The organism is Micromonospora sp. NPDC005174, from assembly GCF_040608495.1.
Lineage (GTDB): Bacteria > Actinomycetota > Actinomycetes > Mycobacteriales > Micromonosporaceae > Micromonospora.
In genome coordinates this window covers 1-17,659 of sequence record NZ_JBEXIJ010000019.1, presented here as the reverse complement: position 1 = coordinate 17,659, position 17,659 = coordinate 1, and the positions used below count along the sequence as shown (strand labels likewise).

Here is a 17,659-nt window from a genome sequence, read left to right as displayed (position 1 = left end):
GTCAGCCTCCCAGCTCCGTCGGGCGGCCGGCCGACTTCGGCTGGGTCCGGTCCAACTCGGCGTGGACGATCAGGCGCTGGTAGTTGTCCCACTTCGGGTTGCAGGTGGTCAACGTGAGCATCCGCTTGGTCGGCTTCTGGTCTGGCTCGCCGGGCACCGGCGCCACTACCTCGACCTGCGTGGGCTTGACGATCCGGGTCTGTGCCACCCGGTAGACGAACCAGTCGGTCTTGCTCTCGACCACGATCGCATCGCCGTCGTGCAGCTCGTCCAGCCTCCAGAAGGTGGCCCGGTTGCGGTGGCCGGCCACGGAGAAGTTGCCGACTTTGCCGGGCAGCGCGCTGGTCGGGTAGTGGCCCGGGGCGTACCGGATGTCGTCCTGGGTGACGCCCTCGACCACCACCCAGTTCTTCTCGAGCTTGGGTATGTAGAGGCCGGCGATCGGCTTGCCGCGCACGGGTGGGGCAGGCTTGGCGCTCGGGCCCGTGGACGGAACGACCGTCGGGTCGTCGGTCGGCCCCCACTCCTCGGCGAGTTGGCTGCTGAGGTCGTTCTGGTGGGCGTCGACGACGGCGGACTTGCCCCACACCTCGTAGCCGGCGAAGAGCAGCACCACCAGGCCGAAGGTGATCAGAACCTCGCCGGTGGCCCGGATGCCGGTCCGCAACCGGGAGGCGAGGGACGGGCGGGTCAGCTCGGAGTAGACGCTCTTGTAACCCTCGCCGGTCTGGTGTGGCCGGAGTTGGACGACCCGTTCCCCGCGACGCGGTCGGGGCGGCTCGGCGGCGCCGTCGTCCGCGCCGGCCGGGTCGTCGGGGGTGGGCGTACGGGGAACCGCGCCCATCAGCGCCGTCGAGTCCATGGCCGGCGGCCGGGGCGTCGGTCCCTTGGTCACGGCGGGGATGACCGCGGTGGCGTTCGGGTCATCGGTGCGACTGGACCCGGCCGGGGAGATGGGAGTGCTCGACGTGCTGGTCGGACGAGTGGACCCGGCGGCGACCTTCGGGAGGAACGCGGTCGGCGCGTCCCCGACCGGAGGCGTGGAGGGCGCTGCGGGTGTCGACAGACCGGGCCGACCGAAGTCGCCGGAAGTCGGGGTGCCGGGAGCGTCGACCGGCGTGGTCGGTGCGCCGGCGGTCGAGGGACGGCTCGCCGCCGTCCCTCCCGCCGCTGGTGACCGCGTGGGGTCGGTGCCCGGGGCGGCAGGTCGGACCGGTCCCTGCGGGGAAGGTGCGGCCGGCCCGCCGGGAGCGGGGGAGTCGCCGCGCGGTGCGACGTCGGCCGCCAGGATGCCCGGCCAGCGCGGCGGCGCCGTGGGGGCCGGGTGGCCGGGGGTGCGCTGCGGGTCGGGTCGTCCGGCGCTCGGCGGCGCGGCGTTGTCGGCGCGCGCGGCAGGGGCGTGGTGGCCCGCCTGCGGCGGGGCGGAACGGTCGACCGGGGACGGACCGGTCGGGTTCGGCGGCTCGAAGGTGGCCGGCGGGCGGGTCGTCCGTGGGCGAGTGGGCAGCACAGGCTCGGGCCAGTTGCCGGTCGGCGGCCGGCCCGGAGTGGGCTCGACGCGGCCCGGGGACGACTCCGTATGGCCCGGGACCGGTTCGGCGCGTCCCGGCTCGGGACGGTTGACCTTGGGCAGGAAGGCCGTCGGTTCGTCGCCCTGGTCCCGGTGTCGCCCGTCGCGCCGGTCCTCGGGGTCGCTCACCTGGGCACCGTCGCCGAGCGCAGGGCGGTCGAGTCCTCGAAGGCCGGCACGGTCACGGTGGAGACGGACTCCTTGTAGCCGAGTTGGTAGTCGTCGACAGCGTCCTTGAACAACCGGACTCCCTCAGAGCTGGCGAGGGCCTGCTGAAGTGCAGCGGGATCGCCGATTGCTACGATCTTGAATGGTGGGGAGTACACCCGGCCGTGCAGCAGCAGGGTGTTACCGACGCAGCGTACCGCGCTGGTTGCGAGCACGCGGACGTTCATGATTGACATGGCCTCGGCACCACCTGCCCAGAGCGCGTTGACCACCGCCTGTACGTCGCCCTGGTGCACGACCAGGTCGTCGTTGGTGGCGTCGGAGTGTGCCTCGTCGTTGTGCTGGGGTGCGTCGTTCAGCTCGACCGTCACGGCCGTGCCGCTGACGGGAGTGAATCCGGCGGCCTGGAGGCTGCGTTGGGCGCGGTTCTGCTGGGCCTTGATCGGTGCGTCCGAGTCGGCGAGCGTGTTGGTGCGTTGCTCGACCTCGTTCCGCAGGGTGGCAGCGCGGCGCTCGCTCGCTGTGACCTGCTGCTGCCGCTCCTCGATGAGCTGGTTGAGCTGGGGCCGCCGGTCCTCCCTCAGGGCGGTACCGCCCGCCGTGGTCGCGGTGGTGGTGAACAGCAGCCCTGCCGCGGCGGCGATCAGGGGAACCCCGATCGACCAGCCTGGTCGCCGTTGGCGTGGCCGCCGGGGCAGCAGCCCGGCGACGGCCCGTCGGAGGACCTTCTGCCAGGAGGCGGCGCCGGATGTGTACTCCACCGAGCGTTCCTTCCGCGTGTCGGGGATAAGTTCGTGACGGCTGGGCCGTGATGCGAACAGTCCCGCCCTTTTCGGTCACTCCATGTACCTGCCTGACCCCATTCGTGGTCCAGGCGGCCGTTCGGGACTACGCTAGCTGTCGAACATTATTGGCCATGAACCGTCGCCTCCGCGTCCGGTTGTCAGGCCGGACGAGGTCGTCACCCCCTCTGGAGAGCGCCGTGCCCAAGTCTCAGGTCCGCAAGAAGAAGGTGTACACGCCGCCGACGGACGTCCGTCCGACGACGACGGCGACGTCGCGCAAGCCTAGCCCGGTGTGGCTTCCGATCACCGCGGTCGCCCTGATCGTCGCGGGCATCGGCTGGCTTGTCGTCTACTACCTCTCCGAGCAGGAGTACCCGGTCGCCTCATGGCAGTACTGGAACCTGGCGGTCGGCTTCGGCGCGATGGTCGCGTCGCTGGTGCTGCTCTCCCGCTGGCGCTGAGCCCGGTCGGGGCGCCACCGCACCCCGGGATCCACCACCGGACCGCAGGATCCCCATCACCCGCCGAGCCCCTGCCCGGCAGGACCGGGCCGGGCACCCTATGGTGTCCGCAGGCAGCGCGGCCTACTGCGAGATGACTCACGTTACTGCTGGGTAACCTTGCGCGTAGGCTGCACTGCATGACCGAGCGGAGCGAGGTCATCGACCGGTCCGGTCGCGGGTGTGGCGGCGGCGCGATGTTGGCCGCTTCCTGCCCCGGCCCCGGTTGCTGAACCGCTCGACGAGCAGCAGACCGGGGAGGCCAACTCGATGGGCAGCGTCCAGATCGTCACCACGATCCTCGCGGCTGGCATCACTGCCGTGGCGGTGTGGCTGGCGGTGCGCGCGGTCATGAAGATGACGGCCGTCATCCGGTTGGGGCAACCCGCTCCGGAGCGGTTCGCCGACAAGGGCGCCCGCACCAGCAAGATGCTGGTGGAGACCGCCGGCCACACCCGGATGCTCAAGTGGGGTGTGGTGGGTGCCGCCCACTGGTTCGTGATGGTCGGCTTCATCGTGCTGTCCCTGCTGGTGCTCGAGGCGTACTTCGAGGTGGTCACGCCGACCGGCCGACTGCCGCTCATCGGGCACTGGACCGTCTTCGGGCTGGCCACCGAGATCATCACGGTGCTGGGGCTGGCCGGCATCCTGGTGTTGATGGCGATCCGGCTGCGTAACCGGCCGAGCCGGCCCGGCGGTCGCTCCCGCTTCACCGGCTCGACCATGTGGCAGGGCTACTTCGTCGAGTGGATCGTGCTGCTGGTCCTGATCTTCGGCCTGGTGATCCGGGGCTTCAAGGTCGCCACCGACCACTTCGAGTACCCGGTCTGGGCGACCCCGGTCAGCCACGCGGTCGGCGCGATCCTCCCGGACTGGTCGGACGGCGCGAGCGTCGCCGCGCTCATCAAGATCGTCATCTCGATGACCTGGCTGATCGTCATCTCGCTGAACGTCACCATGGGCGTCGCCTGGCACCGCTTCCTGGCGTTCCCCAACATCTTCTTCAAGCGCGACCCGGAGAAGCCGGCCGGTTCCGGGCTGGGCCCCCTGCGTCCGATGACCAGCCAGGGCAAGCTGCTCGACTTCGAGGAGGCCGACCCGGAGAAGGACCAGTTCGGCGTGGCCCAGGTCGAGCAGTTCACCTGGAAGGGCCTGCTGGATTTCAGCACCTGCACCGAGTGTGGGCGCTGCCAGTCGCAGTGCCCCGCCTGGAACACCGGCAAGCCGCTGTCGCCGAAGCTGCTCGTGCTCAGCCTGCGCGACCACGCGTACGCCAAGGCCCCCTACCTGCTGGCCGGTGGCGGCAAGGACCTCACCGGCGAGGAGAAGGCCACCCAGGCGCAGCTCGCGCACCTGGACGTCCTGTCGCTCGCCGAGGGTGACAAGCCGCTGATCGGCACCGCCGAAGAGGGCGGTGTCATCGACCCCGACGTCCTCTGGTCCTGCACCACCTGCGGCGCCTGCGTCGAGCAGTGCCCGGTGGATATCGAGCACGTGGACCACATCGTCGACATGCGGCGCTACCAGGTGCTGATCGAGTCGAGCTTCCCCTCCGAGGCGGGCGTGATGCTGCGCAACCTGGAGAACAAGGGCAACCCGTGGGGCGCGCCGCAGAACACCCGCGAGGACTGGACCAAGGGCCTCGACTTCGAGGTGCCGCGGGTCGGCGAGGTGGACGACTTCGAGTACCTGTTCTGGGTCGGCTGCGCCGGCGCGTTCGAGGATCGGGCCAAGAAGACCACCCGCGCGGTCGCCACGCTGCTCAACGAGGCCGGCGTGAGCTTCGCGATCCTCGGCGAGGGCGAGACGTGCTCCGGTGACCCGGCCCGCCGGATCGGTAACGAGTTCGTCTTCCAGATGCTCGCCCAGCAGAACGTCGAGACGCTGAACGAGGCGTTCGAGGGCCGCGAGAAGGTCAAGCGCAAGATCGTCGCCACCTGCCCGCACTGCTTCAACACGCTGGGCAACGAGTACGGCCAGCTCGGCGGCGAGTTCGAGGTGGTGCACCACACCCAGTTGCTGGCCCACCTGGTGTCCACCGGCAAGCTGACCCCGGTGCAGCCGGTCGACGGCGGTGTCACCTACCACGACCCCTGCTACCTGGGCCGGCACAACCGGGTCTTCGCCGCCCCCCGCGAGGTGCTGGGCACCGCCATCGGAGGCGGAGCCGGAGATGGCCAGGGTGACGCAGCGATCCGGTCCGGTACGGGCCGCGACAGCGGCCTGATCGAGATGCCGCGCAACAGCGAGCGCTCCTTCTGCTGCGGCGCCGGCGGCGCCCGGATGTGGATGGAGGAGAAGATCGGCAAGCGGATCAACGTGGACCGGGTCGAGGAGGCCATGGCCACCGGGGCGAAGACGGTCGCCGTGGGCTGCCCGTTCTGCTCGACCATGCTCAACGACGGTGTCAACGGCAAGGGCGCCGGCGAGCAGGTCGAGGTCATCGACGTGGCGAGCGTCCTGCTGCGCTCGGTCAAGCCCGAACAGCCGCGCGGCGACAAGGAGTCGACGGCGGTCGCCGGCTGACGCGTACACCTGGGTTCTGCACATCGGTGGCGGCGGCCCGCAGGGGTCGTCGCCGCCGTGCAAGAATCTCGCCGAGGTGAGGGGACATCGACGGCCTGCTCTTGATGACGCTGCTGCCGCTGGTCGGCTTCGTTGCGCTGACCGCCGGCAACGCGTTCTTCGTCGCGGCCGAGTTCGCCCTGGTCACGGTCGACCGCGCGGAGATCGACAGGCGGGCCGCCGCCGGCGACGAGGCTGCCCGGACGGTACGCACCGCGCTGCGCGAGCTGTCCTTCCAGCTCTCCGGGGCGCAGCTCGGGATCACCATCACCGCCCTGCTCACCGGCTACCTGGCCGAGCCGGCGCTGGCCCGGATCTTCACCCCGCTGCTGCGTCCGGTGGCCGGGGAGAACACCGAGCGCTTCACCCCGTTCCTGGCGCTGGCCCTGGCGACGCTCCTCTCCATGCTCTTCGGTGAGCTGGTGCCCAAGAACGCGGCGCTGGCCCGGCCGATGCCCGCCGCGCTGGCCACCGCCGGGCCGATGCACACCTTCTCCCGGACGTTCGGCTGGTTGATCCGGGGCTTGAACGGTTCGGCGAACCGGCTGGTCCGGGCGCTCGGCGTGGAGCCGCAGGAGGAGTTGGCGAGCGCCCGCTCGCCGGAGGAACTGGGCCTGCTGGCCGCCATCTCGGCCCGCGCGGGCGCGCTGCCACCGGACACGGCGATGCTGCTGCGTCGCACCATCCGGTTCGGCGACAAGCGGGCGGCCGAGGCGATGACCCCGCGGGTCGACGTGGTCGCGCTGCGGGCCACCGCGACCGTGGCCGAGCTGCTGGAGGAGTCCCGGCGGACGGGGCGGACCCGCTTCCCGGTGTACGAGGAGACCCTCGACCTCGTCACCGGCGTGGCGGGTGTGCCGGACGCGCTGGGCGTGCCGCTGGCCGCGCGGGGGTCGACCATGGTCGCCGCGGTGGCCCGGGAACCGGTGTACGTGCCGGAGAGCCTGGACCTGGACGGCGTGCTGGCGGCGTTGAAGGCGGCCGGCGCGGACCTGGCCATCGTCGTCGACGAGTACGGCGGCACGGATGGCGTGGTGACGATCGAGGACCTGGTCGAGGAGCTGGTGGGCGAGATCGCCGACGAGTTCGATCCGGCCACCGTGGACGACGTCGAGCCGTTCGAGCTGACCGTGCCGGGCGGTGAGCGCACCGTGCTCGTCGACGGTGTGCTGCGCTCCGACGAGCTGGTCGAGCAGACGGGTTTCCGGCTGCCCGAGGGGCCGTACGAGACGCTGGCCGGTTTCCTGCTGGCGCGGCTCGGGCACATTCCGCTGCCCGGCGAGACGGTCGACGCCGACGGCTGGGAGTTCACCGTGGTTGAGGTGGAGCGGCACCGGATCGAGCAGGTCCGGGTGTTGCTTCCGGCGGATCCGGACGCCGATGACTGAGCTGTTGGTGGCCGTGCTGCTGCTGCTCGGCAACGGCTTCTTCGTGGGCAGTGAATTCGCCCTGATCGCGTCCCGTCGGACGGTGATCGAGCCGTTGGCGGCCGGCTCGAAGCGGGCCCGCTGGGCGTTGTCGGCGATGAACCAGATCCCGCTGATGATCGCCGGCGCGCAGCTCGGTATCACGGTCTGCTCGCTGGGCCTCGGCGCGATCGCGGAGCCGGCGCTGGCCCATCTGCTCGAGTCGCCGTTCCACGCCATCGGTCTGCCCGAGCGCGCGGTGCACCCGGTGGCGTTCGTGCTTGCGCTCGGTGTCGTCGTCTTCCTGCACACGGTGGTGGGCGAGATGGTGCCGAAGAACATCACGCTGGCCGGCCCGGAGGTCTCCGCGCTCTGGCTGGGCCCGGCCATGCTGGCGTTCTGCGTGGCCACCAAGCCTCTGCTGCTGGCGATGAAGTGGGCCGCCCGCCGGGTGCTGGCCCTGTGGCGCATCGAGGCGACGGAGGCCGTCAAGACGGTGTTCACCGCCGAGGAGTTGGCGGGGCTGGTGTCGCAGGCGCGTACGGAGGGACTGCTCGACGCCGAGGAACACGCCCGCATCACCGGCGCTCTGGCCCTGCACACCCGGACCGCGGCCGACGCCCTGCAGCCGTGGTCGACGGTGATGACGGTGGCCGAGGACGTCTCGCCCGCGTCGTTGGAGGTGCTGGCCACCCGTACCGGTCGGTCCCGCTTTCCGGTGGTGCAGCGGTCCACCCGTCGCGTGCTGGGCTTCGTGCACGTCAAGGACGTCCTCGGGTACGCCGGACAGGGTCGCCGAGCACCGGTGCCGGCCGAGGTGTACCGGCCGTTGGCGGTGGTGCCACCGGACCGTACGCTGGCCGATCTGCTGCTCGCGATGCGCAGGGAACGGCGGCACATGGTGCTGGTCAGTGACGGCCGTCGTCCACTCGGTGTGGTGACACTCGATGATGTATTGACCGCAATCGTTGGTTAAATGACCAACACACATGGTGTGCAAGTGGTTGCGCGACAGTGACGGTGACTCGGCTCGCCTTGATTCCGGTCCGGCGCTTCCCTAATGTTGTGCTCCGACCGCTGTGGGTCGTCTGCCTCGGCCCTTCCCTCAAGCGAGGCGCCCGGCGGTCGGTTGCAAAGGAGTCGGTGCCGGTGGCAACCATGCCCCCTCATCGTCACGCACCAGGGCTGTCCGTTCGACCGGGCGGTCTGCGCAGGGTCGCCCACCGTCTGCTCGTGCTGGTCGCGGCCGCCGCAGTCGGTGCCGGGATGCTCGCCGTGCCGGCGCAGGCCGAGCCGACGGTCGACGAGATCGAGGCGCAGATCGACAAGAAGTGGGAGCAGTTGGAGCCCACGATCGAGCAGTACAACAAGGTGCGGGCGCAACTGAAGGTCAACAAGAGCAAGTCGGCAGCGCTGCAGAAGAAGATCGAGCCGCTGGCCCTGCAGAGCGAGTTGGCGCTCAACCGGGTCGGTGACCTCGCTTCCCGTTACTACATGTCGGGCCCGTCGCAGGAGATCGGCGCGCTGCTGGTCAGCGCCAAGCCGGACACGCTCACCGAGCAGCTCACCCTCCTCGACCGGCTCGCCGCCCAGGAGCGCAAGCAGGTCGCGGGTGTGCTGGCCGTCCGGGCCAAGTACGACGGCGAGAAGCAGAAGCTGGACGCGCTGATCGCCACCCAGACCAAGCAGCAGAACGACCTGGCGGCCAAGAAGAAGCAGATCGACGCCGAGATCAAGAAGCTCGAAGCGTCGATGCCGAAGACCACTGTCAAGACCGCGGGTTGCCCGACCATCAACGGCGTGGTCTCCGCGGCGGCGCAGAAGGCGATCAGGACCGCCTGCCAGCAGGTCGGCGACCCGTACGTCTGGGGTGCGGTCGGTCCTAACTCGTTCGACTGCTCGGGCCTGACCCAGTACGCCTACAAGTCGGCCGGGATCTACCTCACCCACCACACGGGTGACCAGTGGAACGAGGGCAAGGCCGTCTCGCGCGCCGACGCCCGCGCCGGTGACCTGGTCTTCTTTTACTCCGGCCTGAGTCACGTCGGGCTGTATCTGGGTAACAACCAGATGGTGCACGCACCACGCGCCGGCAAACCGGTGATGGTGTCGAGCATCAACACCATGCCCGTCGCGGGGTTCCGTAGACCCGGCTGATCCGCACCAGGCACGACGAACGGCCCCCGGTCACACCGACCGGGGGCCGTCGTGGCTTCTCAGCGGGGTGCGCCCACCGGTGACGGCAGGAGCTGTACGTCGGCGAGGTCGACGTACATGATGCGATGACCGAACTGGATCTGCACGTACCGCTTCTCGCCCCGGATCACCGTCCAGTCGCCGGGGGACGAACCGTCGAACGTGCTGGCCCGGTAGTACTCGCTCTGCAGCACGGTGCCGACGGCGTACCGCTGACCGGCGGCGAGGGTGTACTGCAGTGGCGAGATCGTCTGGTAGGGCACGCCGGCCGGGTAGGCCGCCTGCTCCGGGTACGCCCGCCCGTACACTCCGATCGTCGCCCGGCCGGGCTTCGGGGTGACCACCATTCCGACGGTCCAGGCGGCGGTCGGCGCGGATGTCGGGTTGTGGAACCAGGCCCGCTGTCCGAGGTACCAGATGGCCGTCCAGTCGCCCTGCCGACCGGCCAGCGCGTACGTCTGGCCGGCGGAGGCGCGGGCGCCGTGGTCCGACACGTCCATCGTGTCCGGGGTGCCGTCGGGACGCAGCGCGATGTCGTTGACCAGCGGCGCGTCCGCCGACGGCGCGGTGTGCAGGATCACCGACGACGAGCCGCGCGGCGCGCACGGCGTCCCCGGGGTGACGCAGCCGGTGAACGCCGGCTGGTTGGTCGCGTAGTCGGGGTCGATCCGGACCAGCCCGGTGGCCGGGGTGCCGGTGTCGAGCCGTGGCGCGTGCAGCAGGTCGAGGTAGTGCGTCCAGTCCCAGTAGGGCCCCGGGTCCCAGTGCATCCCCCGCACGGTCGCCGCGGTGGTGCCGGGCACGTTGTCGTGGCCGATGATGTGCTGGCGGTCCAGCGGGATGCCCAGCCGCAGCGCGAGGTGCCGGACGAGCTTCGCCGAGGTCCGGTACATCGCCTCGGTGTACCAGGTGCCCTGCGCGGCGAAGCCCTCGTGTTCCAGCCCGATCGACTTGGCGTTGACGTACCAGTTGCCGGCGTGCCAGGCGACGTCCTTGGTCCGGACGTGCTGGGCGACGTGCCCGTCCACCGAGCGAAGCGAGTAGTGCCAGCTCACATAGGTCGGGTCCTGGACGAGTTGGAGCGTGGTCGCCCAACTCGCCTCGGTGTCGTGGATGACGATGTACTCGATCTTCTGCCGGGCGGGCCGGTCGGAGAGATCGTGGTTGCCGTAGTCGCCGTCGCCGAACGCCGCGTAGGGGGCGGGGATCCACTCACAGGACACCGTGGGCGGGCATTCCAGTCCGTCCGGGCGAGCGAGTCGCCGCAGGCCCAGCCGGTCCAGCCAGGATCGCTCGGGTCGTACGGCGCGGGCCGGCAGCGTGACCCGCTGGCCGTCGTCGGTCACTCGGGTCTGGCCGGTGCCGATCGTGGTGAAGACCTCGTCGGCGAAGGCCGCCGCGGCATCGGCGCTGTCCGCGCCGGCGTAGTGGGCCACCGCGCCGTACCAGGTGGCCGGGTCGGTGCCGGCGCCGACGGGCGCGCCCACCTCCCGTTGGTACGCGGCCAGCAGCGCCGCCCCGCCCCGGATGTTCGTCGTCGCGTCGGTGCGCAGCGCCTCGGTCGTGGCCCCGGTCAGCGTGGCGGCGGCGTCCACGGTCTGCAGGGCGGCGGTGGGCGGCGCGGGGTCGGCGGCCGGGGCGGGCGTCAGAGCGTGGCGGGAGTCGTCGCCACGCGGGTCCTCCCCCGGGGCGTCGTGGTGGCCGCGTCGGGGCAGAGCGGTCACGTGCCGGGCATCGGTCAGGTGCATCGGGCCGTAGCCGCCGCTGGTGCTCGGCGTACCGGCGTTGCTGTCCCAGCGGGACTCCAGGTAGGAGACGCCGAGCAGCACGTCGATCGGGACGCCGTACTCGGTCGCCGCGGCAGCGTACTGCTGCTGGCGGTCGGCGGCGGGCGCAGCGGAGGCGGGGCCGGTGTGCAGTGGTACGGCCGCTGTGGCGGTGAGGACCGCGACGGCGAGCAGGGTCGGACGCTTCATCGAACCCCCTACATGTGAACTGGTGTCAGTGCGGTCACCTTCGCGCCGCACGGGAGTCCACGTCAATACCTTTCCATGTTTCAAAACATGCAGAAAGAAACCTTCACCTACGCTCGGCGGCCCGCTCCAATCGGTACGGAGTGTCACGGACGCGTGGGTTGCGGATCGGTAACGGCCGTCTCTACTCTGGTCATTTGTCGGCCCGGTAGCAGGTCTGCCCATCCCGGGCGGTAACGGACCGACACCGCCGAGTCGCTTCCGAGCGAGCCGGGGACCCACGTTTCCCTGGGGTGAATCCGCAGCCACTGCGGTAGGGCGCCCACTTCCCGCCCGAACCCGTCAGCTAACCCGGTAGGCGGTCAGGAAGAAGGAGTACGGAACCCGGTGGCCCTTGATGCCCCGCGGCCGTCGTCCGAGCGGTCGGCTCCGGCCGACCCGACGTCGATCGCGCCGCGCCCACGCTGGTCCCGCTTCACCACCGCACTCGCCGCCCTGGTCGGCGTCGCCGTCGTCCTGACGGGCAGCGCCACGGTGGCCCAGGCCGACCCGTCCGTCGCCGAGATCGAACGGCAGATCGACGCCGACTGGAACAAGCTCGAACCGATCATCGAGCGGCACAACGCCACCCGAGCCGACCTGGCCCTCAAGCGCAAGCAGGCCGACACGCTCGCCGCTCGCATCGCGCCCCTGGAGCGCCAGGTCGACGCCGCGATGAACAAGGTGAGCGCGCTGGCCGTACGGGCGTACATGGGCCAGAACCTGTCGACCGTCAACACGATGCTCGGCAGCCGCTCGCCGAGTGAGGTGGTCGGGCAACTCGAGATGCTCGACCGGTTCGCCCACAACCAGCAGCAGGACGTCCGGCAGGTCGCCGATCTCCGCGACGAGCTGGCCCGGCAGAAGGCGCCGCTGGACGAGATGGTCGCCCAGCTGACCCGGACCGAGGCGCAGTTGGCGGCGAAGAAGAAGCAGATCAACGAGGAGATCGACCGGCTGCAGAAGCAGCGCCTCAAGGTGTACGGCAACGGCGGCGGCGGTCCGCTGCGTCCGGCGCCCTGCCCGGCCAGCTATCCGGGTGGCGCTGCCGGCATCGCGGTGAAGTTCGCCTGCGCCCAGATCGGCAAGCCGTACGTGTGGGGCGCCGAGGGGCCGGAGTCGTACGACTGCTCCGGGCTGATGCTGGCCGCCTGGGCGAAGGCCGGTGTGTCGCTGCCGCACAACGCCGCCGCGCAGAGCCGGGTGACCAGGAACGTCAGCAAGGGCGACCTGCGCCCCGGTGACCTCGTCTTCTACTACAGCGACATCCACCACGTCGGCATGTACGTCGGCAACGGCTGGGTGGTGCACGCCTCGCAGGCCGGGGTGCCCGTCAAGATGAAGAAGGCCGACGACGGGCCCATCCACAGCTACGGCCGTCCCGGCTGAGAAACGCGGGACGCGGTCGGGGCCCGTCGCGATCCGCTCGCGGCGGGCCCTCGTCGTCTCCTACCTCGTCGGCCAGGCGCGCCAGTTCTGCCAGGAACGACTCGGCGTCGGCCCCCGCTGACCCTGGTAACGCGACCCGTAGACCACCGAGCCGTACGGGTGCTCGGCCGGCGAGGACAGCCGGAAGATGCAGAGCTGGCCGATCTTCATGCCCGGCCAGAGGGTGATCGGCAGGTTCGCCACGTTGGACAGCTCCAGCGTCACGTGCCCGGAGAAGCCCGGGTCGATGAACCCGGCGGTGGAGTGGGTGAGCAGGCCGAGGCGGCCCAAGCTGGACTTACCCTCCAGCCGGCCGGCGAGCTGGTCGCCGAGCGAGATCACCTCCAGTGTCGAGGCGAGCACGAACTCTCCCGGGTGCAGCACGAACGGCTCGCCGTCGGGCACCTCGACCACCGAGGTCAGGTCGTCCTGCTGCATGGCCGGGTCGATGTGGGTGTAGAGATGGTTGTTGAAGACCCGGAACAGCCGATCGAGTCGTACGTCGATGCTGGAGGGTTGGACCAGGGTGGGCTCGAACGGCTCCAGGCCCAGCGTGCCGGCCTTGATCTCGGAGACCAGGTCGCGGTCGGAGAGCAGCATCGGACCACCTTAGCGAGGTGGGCGGTGACCAGCGTGTCGAGGTCGCTCCTCGTACATTTGTTCGATAGAATGCCCGCATGGCTTCCTGGTCCGATTTCGCCGCCGACGAGCCCCGCCTCGCCGATGGGATTCGCGTTCTCCTGCAGCAGTACGGGCCGGGCTTCGGCTACCTGGCCACGGTCCGCGCCGACGGTGGGCCCCGGGTCCACCCGGTCTCCCCGGTCATCACCGACGAGGGTCTGTTCTGCTTCATCATCGACTCGCCGAAGCGCCGCGACCTCGAACGGGACGGGCGCTACGCGCTGCACTCGTTCCCGCCGGAGGAGAGCGACGACGAGGCGTACGTGGCGGGCCGCGCCCGACCGGTCACCGATCCGGTTCGGGTGGCCCGGCTGGCGCAGAGCGCCCGGGCGGAGCCACGGGTCGACTGGCGGCTGTTCGAGTTCACCGTCGACGTGGCGATGCTGACCCGCCGTGAGCAGCACGGCCTGGGCATCGCGGTCGGTCATCCGGCCGTCCAGGTCTGGCTCGATCCGCAGAGCCCGCCGGCGGCGGTCGCGGCTCCGGCCGTACCGCAGACGCGCCCGACCCGCCGCAGCCGTGACGTCCAGTACACGGCCGCCTGACCACGGCCTGTTCCTCGGAAAGACGCCGGTGCCGGCTCCGTCACGAGGGAGCCGGCACCGGATGTACGTGCGGGGTGCTACGCCGCGCGGTACGCGTTCCACGCGGTCAGCATGCGGCTCGCCTGCCCCGTCGTGAACTGGTACATGCACGAGTCGTAGGTGTAGTCCATGAAGTTGGTGATCGGGTCCAGGCCGGTCGCCGAGCAGGTGTTCCGCCCGGTCGGGCACTGGTATGCAGGCGACGCCTCGGCCGGGGTGTCGCTGACGCCGTCGCCGGAGCCGCCGCAGCCACCCTGGAAGGTGTGGTAGAGGTTCAGCCAGTGGCCGATCTCGTGGGTGCCGGTGTCGCCCTGGTTGTAGTTGGTGGCGGTGCCGCCCGGCAGTGACTCGTTCAGCACGACCACGCCGTCCATGCTGCTCAGGTTGCGCTGCGGGAAGGTCGCCCAGCCCAGCAGGTCGTCGCTCAGCTCACCGAGGTAGATGTTGAGCGTGTTCTTGCCGCCGACCCGCAGCGACGACTTCATCGACCGCTCGGCGGACGAGCCGTCGACGATCGGGTACCAGGACGTGTTCGTCACCCGATTGATCTTGTCGAGCCGGAACGCGAAAGCGGTGGTCGCGCCGCCGGTCCCGCCCGCGTAGGCCTGGTTGAGCACGCTGATCTGCGAGGTGATCATCGAGTCCGGGATGTTGCCGCCGGCCCGGGTGCTGTTCTCCTGGATCACGTGCACCACCACCGGGATGGTGACGGTGGCCAGCGTCGTCGCGCCGGCGCCGGCCCGGTAGTTGGCCCGTTCACGCAATGCCGCCGCAAGGTCGGCGTCCCGCTCGCGGACCTGCTTGGCGGTCAGCTCGTTCGGCTCGTGCAGGGCTGCGGCGCCGGGCTTCGCCCGGGCATTGGCCTGGCTGCCGGCCGGCCCCGAACAGGCGCCGCCCGGCGCTGCGGAGGAGGCCGAAGCAGCCGGAACGACGCCCACCGCAGCGGTGCTGAGCAGCAGCGCGAGGGTCGTCGACGCGACACCGGCGACACGCCGGGTCAGCAGGTTGGGACGGAGTCCCATGGGCCCACCTCTTTCTGGCGGCGCGGCAGGGGGTGTGTCACGCCATGGCTGGCAACGTGTGGCAGACGTTACAACCCATCGATGCATTTGAGAACGGCCATATGTTGCCGTCTGGAAACTTCTTCGCGGTGGGCGTGGTCAGCTGGCGCGCGGGGGTGGCTGGGTGCACGGGCGCGACGACTCGGGTACAGTGGTGCCGCTCGCGGGTGTAGTTCAATGGCAGAACATCAGCTTCCCAAGCTGACAGTGCGGGTTCGATTCCCGTCACCCGCTCCACGCACGGAAGCCCTGGTCAGGACACATGTCCCCCCAGGGCTTCCGTCGTTCTGGACCGTGCTGAGATCGTCCGGTCAGTTGAAGGGCTCGACACGCGGCTCGGCGGGGCACACGGGGATGTTGCCGTTGTGCCCCTCGGGCTCCAGCGTCGAGCCCTTCACCCATCCGGAGTACTGGTCGTGAGCGGTGGGGGCGAACACCTGGGTCGCCTTCAGCTTGTTGTTGGGCCAGGCAATCTTGAACCAGACCGTGTCCTGAACCTCGCCCGGCACCCCGGTGAAGTCGGAGTGAGCCAGGCATCGGGCGTACACGGTGGTATTGCCCTTCGCCACGCCCAGCCGGCACTTGACCGTAGGGTCGCAACCGCAGTCCTGTTCCTTGCAGGGGCGCACGACCGCTCCCATGTCGACGCCGCTCTCACCCCAGGTATTGACGGTCCGAAACGGCCACGGCCCGGTTCCGGTGGGAGCCTGATTCGTCGTGGGTAGCGGCTCACCCTGCGGATTGTTGCAGTTGATCTGACTGCCCTTGATCACGCCGCAAGGGCTGTTGTTGACCGTGTCCCCGCTGCCCTTGTCCGGCTCGAACAGGGCGAAGATTCCGGCGATCAGTGCCCCGATGGCAGCAGCAGCGACCACGCCGACAAGCCCGATCATCGCGGCCTTGTTGTCCCTGATGGTCTTGGGCCTGGTGGTCCTGTCCTGGGTGGTCTTGTCCCGCGTCATCGTTCCTCCCCTGCAGGGGTGAGTTTCTTTCTACTGCCGAGTTACCCAGACGCAGGGGTGCACAACTCCATGTGATGGAATTGTTACTCAAGGTGATCGATTTACCCGGGCTTCACGTGCAGCCTGCTAGAAGCCCGGCGTCTGCGTCACCGCCTCCAGAACAGCAGGTGGGTGACTCCGCTGGGGCTGGGCACCGACTCCAGGTGAAAGCGGTCGAGCAGCTCGTCAGGGCTCTCCCACAACCGTTCGCCCCGGTGCAGGTCGACTGGCGCGACGGCGATGTGCATGGTGTCGACCAGGTCGGCGTCGAGGAACGCACGGATGGTCGCCACCCCTCCACCCAGGCGTACGTCCCGGCCGTCGGCTGCCTCCTTCGCCCGGGCCAGCGCCTCGGCCGGGCTGGCGTCGAGGAAGTGGAACGTGGTGTCGGACAGGGCGAACGACGGCCGTACGTGGTGGGTGAGCACGAAGACCGGCGTGTGGAACGGCGGGTTGTCTCCCCACCACCCCTGCCATTCGTGGTTTTCCCACGGCCCGCGCTGGGGGCCGAATTTGTTGCGGCCCATGATCTCCGCGCCGATGTTGTGCTCGGCGTCGCGGGTCAGGTAGTCGTCCAGGCCGCGGGTGCCGCCGGGCTCGGTGCGGTAGACGAAGCTGGCGGTGGCGGCACGCCAGGAGAACAGCGGGGCGGGGTCGGCGTGGCCGAAGGGCCGTTCCAGGCTCTGTCCCTCCCCGGTTCCGAACCCGTCGCGCGAGACGTTGAAGCACTGCACCCGTAGTAGCTGTGGCATGCGAACTCCTCGTGGGATCGATGGAAGCGCAGGTCAGTTGGTGGTCGCCGTGGCTCCGCCGCCCCGACCCCGGTCGTCGAGCACGAGCGGGGCGCGACCGTTGACCGTGTACCGGATGTGGGTGACCTGCGGTGTGTGGATGACCCGGGTCGGCGTCAGCTCGATCGCCTCCTTGTCGCCGAGGTCGAGGTCGGCGTCGAGCAGGCGCAGGCCCGTGCCGAGCACGACCGGTACGACGTGCAGCTCCAACTCGTCGAGCAGGCCGGCCTTGAGCACCTGGCGTGCCAGGCTGCCGCCGCCGGCCACGGCGACGTTCTTGCCACCGGCTGCGGCGCGCGCCTGCTCGACCGCGCTGGCCACCCCGTCGGTGACGTAGGTGAAGCTGGTTCCGCCGCCGCGCAGCAGGGTTTCGCGGGGTCGGTGGGTGACGACGAAGACCGGTGCGCGGAACGGTGGCTCCGCACCCCAGGGCACCTCGCCGCCGTCGGCCATCCGACGACCCATGACGTACGCGCCGGCCGCCTCGAACGTCTCGGCCATCACGTCGGAGTTGGCGTCCCGCTCGCCGCCGGCGAAGCCCTGCCGTTCGCGCCAGGCCGCCGCCTCGGTGGCCCAGCGGGTGATCCGGAAGAAGCCCGCGGCCTCGGCCGAGTCGATCCAGTCGCCGCGGCCGTCGAACTGCGGTCCGGCGTAGAAGCCGTCCATCGAGACGGACAACTGTGCGGTCACCTTCGTCATGTCGCTTCTTCCCTCTCTCGGGCGGCACCCCACCGGGTGCTGCTCGCAACGAGGTCGGAGTCGATCAGGACGCCCCTACCGTGTCCAGTTGTGACCTGAGTCACACAGCGATGCCGACTAGGGCCTGTCCTGTCGATCATGGAAGCCAGATGATGGCGGCGATGAGGACAAGGCTGGCCCGGTAAAGGGATGCTCGTTTGGCGTAGCGGGTG

General features: G+C 70.0%; 15 protein-coding genes, 1 tRNA gene and 1 riboswitch. Of the genes, 8 read left to right on the top strand and 8 right to left on the bottom strand.

Annotation, left to right across the window (positions count from 1 at the left end; translation table 11 throughout):
• Nucleotide 1: 1 nt before the first annotated feature.
• The gene (locus tag ABZU91_RS20860; protein WP_355242754.1) at nt 2-1,699 is read right to left on the bottom strand and encodes a class E sortase; all 1,698 of its coding nucleotides are present in this window, start codon (nt 1,697-1,699) and stop codon (nt 2-4) included.
• On the bottom strand, nt 1,696-2,499 hold the full coding sequence (locus tag ABZU91_RS20855; RefSeq protein WP_355242751.1) for a DUF881 domain-containing protein: 804 nt from the start codon (nt 2,497-2,499) through the stop codon (nt 1,696-1,698). Before ABZU91_RS20855 ends, ABZU91_RS20860 begins: the two co-directional genes overlap by 4 nt.
• 221 nt (nt 2,500-2,720) lie before the next feature.
• On the opposite strand from ABZU91_RS20855, the gene ABZU91_RS20850 reads away from it, so the two are divergent.
• The 5 genes from ABZU91_RS20850 (at nt 2,721) to ABZU91_RS20830 (ending at nt 9,151) form a co-directional block, all read left to right on the top strand.
• Entirely contained in the window at nt 2,721-2,984 is a 264-nt protein-coding gene (locus tag ABZU91_RS20850) for a cell division protein CrgA (protein ID WP_355242748.1), read from the top strand.
• Between the two features lie 309 nt (nt 2,985-3,293).
• Nucleotides 3,294-5,549 (top strand): (Fe-S)-binding protein, encoded by a 2,256-nt coding sequence (locus ABZU91_RS20845; protein ID WP_355242745.1) that lies wholly within the window; start codon nt 3,294-3,296, stop codon nt 5,547-5,549.
• Nucleotides 5,550-5,653: 104 nt separating this feature from the next.
• Nucleotides 5,654-6,976 (top strand): hemolysin family protein, encoded by a 1,323-nt coding sequence (locus ABZU91_RS20840; protein WP_355242742.1) that lies wholly within the window; start codon nt 5,654-5,656, stop codon nt 6,974-6,976.
• On the top strand, nt 6,969-7,970 hold the full coding sequence (locus ABZU91_RS20835) for a hemolysin family protein (RefSeq protein ID WP_355242739.1): 1,002 nt from the start codon (nt 6,969-6,971) through the stop codon (nt 7,968-7,970). Before ABZU91_RS20840 ends, ABZU91_RS20835 begins: the two co-directional genes overlap by 8 nt.
• 167 nt (nt 7,971-8,137) lie before the next feature.
• Nucleotides 8,138-9,151, top strand: a complete 1,014-nt coding sequence (locus ABZU91_RS20830) for an NlpC/P60 family protein (protein WP_355242736.1) — start codon at nt 8,138-8,140, stop codon at nt 9,149-9,151.
• 59 nt (nt 9,152-9,210) lie between these two features.
• On the opposite strand, the gene ABZU91_RS20825 is transcribed toward ABZU91_RS20830, so the two are convergent.
• Nucleotides 9,211-11,166, bottom strand: coding sequence for an N-acetylmuramoyl-L-alanine amidase (locus tag ABZU91_RS20825; protein ID WP_355242733.1), 1,956 nt, complete (start codon nt 11,164-11,166; stop codon nt 9,211-9,213).
• A gap of 235 nt (nt 11,167-11,401) precedes the next feature.
• Nucleotides 11,402-11,538: riboswitch (cyclic di-AMP (ydaO/yuaA leader) on the top strand.
• 12 nt (nt 11,539-11,550) lie between these two features.
• Between ABZU91_RS20825 and ABZU91_RS20820 the strand changes: the two genes are divergently transcribed.
• Nucleotides 11,551-12,591 (top strand): NlpC/P60 family protein, encoded by a 1,041-nt coding sequence (locus tag ABZU91_RS20820; protein WP_355242730.1) that lies wholly within the window; start codon nt 11,551-11,553, stop codon nt 12,589-12,591.
• Between the two features lie 60 nt (nt 12,592-12,651).
• Here ABZU91_RS20820 and dcd read toward each other — a convergent pair whose 3' ends face one another.
• On the bottom strand, nt 12,652-13,230 hold the full coding sequence (gene dcd, locus ABZU91_RS20815) for a dCTP deaminase (RefSeq protein WP_266247661.1): 579 nt from the start codon (nt 13,228-13,230) through the stop codon (nt 12,652-12,654).
• A gap of 77 nt (nt 13,231-13,307) precedes the next feature.
• On the opposite strand from dcd, the gene ABZU91_RS20810 reads away from it, so the two are divergent.
• Entirely contained in the window at nt 13,308-13,856 is a 549-nt protein-coding gene (locus ABZU91_RS20810) for a pyridoxamine 5'-phosphate oxidase family protein (protein WP_355242727.1), read from the top strand.
• Between the two features lie 77 nt (nt 13,857-13,933).
• Here the strand turns inward: ABZU91_RS20810 and ABZU91_RS20805 are convergent, their stop codons facing one another.
• Nucleotides 13,934-14,917 carry a zinc metalloprotease gene (locus ABZU91_RS20805; RefSeq protein ID WP_355242724.1) on the bottom strand — a complete coding sequence of 328 codons (984 nt, stop codon included), beginning with the start codon at nt 14,915-14,917 and terminating at the stop codon, nt 13,934-13,936.
• Between the two features lie 202 nt (nt 14,918-15,119).
• On the opposite strand from ABZU91_RS20805, the gene ABZU91_RS20800 reads away from it, so the two are divergent.
• Nucleotides 15,120-15,193: transfer RNA gene (locus ABZU91_RS20800), tRNA-Gly, on the top strand.
• Nucleotides 15,194-15,267: 74 nt separating this feature from the next.
• Here the strand turns inward: ABZU91_RS20800 and ABZU91_RS20795 are convergent.
• From ABZU91_RS20795 to ABZU91_RS20785, 3 genes are all read right to left on the bottom strand, one after another.
• Nucleotides 15,268-15,918, bottom strand: coding sequence for a hypothetical protein (locus ABZU91_RS20795; protein ID WP_355242721.1), 651 nt, complete (start codon nt 15,916-15,918; stop codon nt 15,268-15,270).
• Between the two features lie 146 nt (nt 15,919-16,064).
• Nucleotides 16,065-16,709 carry a dihydrofolate reductase family protein gene (locus tag ABZU91_RS20790; RefSeq protein WP_355242718.1) on the bottom strand — a complete coding sequence of 215 codons (645 nt, stop codon included), beginning with the start codon at nt 16,707-16,709 and terminating at the stop codon, nt 16,065-16,067.
• A 33-nt stretch (nt 16,710-16,742) separates the two neighbouring features.
• Entirely contained in the window at nt 16,743-17,447 is a 705-nt protein-coding gene (locus ABZU91_RS20785; RefSeq protein WP_355242715.1) for a dihydrofolate reductase family protein, read from the bottom strand.
• Nucleotides 17,448-17,659 lie beyond the last annotated feature (212 nt).

Bases quoted from the DNA above. Each gene is read 5' to 3' on its own strand.
- ABZU91_RS20845 (WP_355242745.1), top strand. From the start codon at position 3,294: ATGGGCAGCGTCCAGATCGTCACCACGATCCTCGCGGCTGGCATCACT.
- ABZU91_RS20840 (WP_355242742.1), top strand. From the start codon at position 5,654: ATGACGCTGCTGCCGCTGGTCGGCTTCGTTGCGCTGACCGCCGGCAAC.
- ABZU91_RS20835 (WP_355242739.1), top strand. From the start codon at position 6,969: ATGACTGAGCTGTTGGTGGCCGTGCTGCTGCTGCTCGGCAACGGCTTC.
- ABZU91_RS20825 (WP_355242733.1), bottom strand. From the start codon at position 11,166: ATGAAGCGTCCGACCCTGCTCGCCGTCGCGGTCCTCACCGCCACAGCG.
- dcd (WP_266247661.1), bottom strand. From the start codon at position 13,230: ATGCTGCTCTCCGACCGCGACCTGGTCTCCGAGATCAAGGCCGGCACG.
- ABZU91_RS20810 (WP_355242727.1), top strand. From the start codon at position 13,308: ATGGCTTCCTGGTCCGATTTCGCCGCCGACGAGCCCCGCCTCGCCGAT.
- ABZU91_RS20805 (WP_355242724.1), bottom strand. From the start codon at position 14,917: ATGGGACTCCGTCCCAACCTGCTGACCCGGCGTGTCGCCGGTGTCGCG.
- ABZU91_RS20795 (WP_355242721.1), bottom strand. From the start codon at position 15,918: ATGACGCGGGACAAGACCACCCAGGACAGGACCACCAGGCCCAAGACC.
- ABZU91_RS20790 (WP_355242718.1), bottom strand. From the start codon at position 16,709: ATGCCACAGCTACTACGGGTGCAGTGCTTCAACGTCTCGCGCGACGGG.
- ABZU91_RS20785 (WP_355242715.1), bottom strand. From the start codon at position 17,447: ATGACGAAGGTGACCGCACAGTTGTCCGTCTCGATGGACGGCTTCTAC.